This window comes from Brachyspira catarrhinii (genome assembly GCF_005518285.1).
GTDB classification, from domain to species: Bacteria; Spirochaetota; Brachyspiria; order Brachyspirales; family Brachyspiraceae; genus Brachyspira; species Brachyspira catarrhinii.
Window position 1 is genome coordinate 1 of sequence record NZ_SJDU01000480.1, and the last position, 1,523, is coordinate 1,523.

Sequence of the window (1,523 nt, forward strand, 5' to 3'; positions counted from 1 at the left end):
AAATTGATTGCTTCGGCGAGCCTCGCAATGACATGCATTATTTTGTCATTGCGAGCGAGTGAAACAAGCGAAGCAATCTAAATATACACAGAATAGATTAATTCGGATTTTCAAGTCCTCGTAATGACAATAAATAATATCGCCATTGCGAACAATCTGAATAAAATCTCTTTTATAATTATATTTTCAATGTTATAATATATTCCGCTAATAAAAATTAATCGTAAGGATTTATAATGAATAAAAATTATTTTAAATTTATTTTAATATTTTTTTATATTTTTAATTTAAATATTCTAAATGCCGAAATAACGCTTTCTTTCGTAGGCGATGTGATGACGGGAAGCGATTATCCCGATAGAAGTTATCTGCCTCCAAACGAAGGTAAAGATATATTTAAAAATGTGGAAAATTATTTTAAGAACTCCGATATTAATTTTGCCAATTTGGAAGGAGCGATAGCGAACACAAATACGCAGTCGTCCAAAAGAGGAAAAAATTCTTATTCTTTTCGTATGCCTCCTTACATGGCAAACAGAATAGCGGAAGCTGGTTTCAATATTGTAGCGGTTGCCAACAATCATTCGAGAGATTTTGGAGACAAAGGTTATAAACAGACGCAGGAATATGTTCAAAACGCTGGAATGAAAATTATCGGAAATGTTTTGAATACGGCATCGTTTATCGAAATTAAAAATAAGAAAATAGGATTTTTAGCTTTCTATTATTTTTCTTACGCAAACAATTCGATTCAAGATATAGTTTCGGCAAAAGCTTTGGTTGAAAAAACAAAAAAAGAATGCGATTTTCTTGTCGTTAGTTTTCATGGCGGAGCGGAAGGCGGAAATATGTATAGAGTTCCAAAAACAACGGAAATGTTTTACGGAGAAAATAGGGGAGATGTTTATAAATTTGCAAGAGCGGTAAGCGATTCGGGAGCGGATTTGATAATCGGGCATGGTCCTCATGTTTTAAGAGCGATGGAAATCTACAACGATTCTTTTATAGCCTACTCTCTCGGAAATTTTGTAGGATATAAACAATTTTCTTTGGCGGGAAATAACGGAATAAGCGCGATATTACAAATCAAATTAAACGATAATTTAAAAATCGATTCGGCAAAAGTGATTCCGATTAAACTTATAAACGGAGGAATTCCAGCGGTTGACGGTTCAAAGGAAGCTATAAATAAACTCAATAACTACGCCGATTTGGATTTTCCAAATAGCGGAGTAAAATTTAATTCGGAAGGCGAAGCGATTTTAAAGAAATAATATAATTTTGGAGATACTATGGGAACTTTAGAAAATATGGATATTAATAATATTGCCAATTCAAACGACAGAATAACTAAAGAAGAAGCGAGAGAAAAAATTTACAAGGATAAAAATATTGAAAAAGCGATTAAAGAAGGAGTTGAAAATTTCCTCGATAATACGGAATTGCAAAAATATTCTTCAGATTCGGGAGCTTATAGCGAATACGAATATTTAAATAATTTTGTTTTGATAACGACAGAAATT

General features: G+C 32.3%; 1 protein-coding gene and 1 pseudogene. Both read left to right on the forward strand.

Translation table 11 applies throughout. The features are described from left to right. Nucleotides 1-236 precede the first annotated feature (236 nt). Nucleotides 237-1,274, forward strand: coding sequence for a CapA family protein (locus EZH24_RS11645; protein WP_137999256.1), 1,038 nt, complete (start codon nt 237-239; stop codon nt 1,272-1,274). Nucleotides 1,275-1,292: 18 nt separating this feature from the next. Continuing rightward, nucleotides 1,293-1,523 (forward strand): annotated as a pseudogene (locus EZH24_RS11650) (hypothetical protein); the annotation flags it as partial.

Coding starts and splice junctions, on each gene's coding strand:
- EZH24_RS11645 (WP_137999256.1), top strand. CDS start 237: ATGAATAAAAATTATTTTAAATTTATTTTAATATTTTTTTATATTTTT.